General features: G+C 61.8%; 1 protein-coding gene. It reads right to left on the minus strand.

Annotated elements, in window-relative coordinates:
- A partial coding sequence (locus ACR0DO_RS19515; RefSeq protein WP_480561108.1) for a TAXI family TRAP transporter solute-binding subunit occupies nt 1–683 on the minus strand: 683 nt, incomplete at both ends.

A 683-nucleotide genomic window follows, 5' to 3' on the forward strand; every position in this document is an offset into this window, starting at 1 on the left:
GGAATGGTCGCGGTGCGGTAGTAGGAATTGCCGTCGATCAGACCCTGGATCGCATCGCCGGTCACGTTCACCAGAACGGAATCACACGCGGTGGTCGCTTCCTGGATCGAACCCGAGGGGTGACCCACGGTATAGATCATCGCATCCAGCTGGTTGTCGCACAGCGCCGCCGACTGTTCCGCCGCCTTCAGTTCCGAGGCCAGTTCGAAATCGTCGATGGTCCAGCCCATCGCTTCCAGAACAACGTCCATGGTGCCGCGCTGACCGGAACCGGGGTTGCCGATGTTCACGCGCTTGCCCTTGAGGTCTTCAAAGCTGCTGATGCCGGCATCGGCACGAGCGACAACCGTGAACGGCTCGGGGTGCACCGAGAACACGGCGCGCAGGTTCTCGAACGGGCCGGCCTCTTCGAATTTCGAGGTGCCGTTATACGCATGGTACTGCCAGTCGGACTGCGCCACACCAAACTCCAGCTCGCCTTCGCGGATGGTGTTGATGTTGTAAACCGAACCGCCGGTCGACTCGACCGAGCAGCGCACGCCGTGCTCCTTCCGGCCCTTGTTGACCAGACGGCAGATCGCGCCACCGGTCGGATAATAAACACCCGTCACACCGCCGGTGCCAATGGTGATGAATTCCTCCGCATACGCCGCCGGAGCCATAAAGGCCGCAGTAACAACCGC

The organism is Ruegeria sp. AM9 (genome assembly GCF_056540565.1).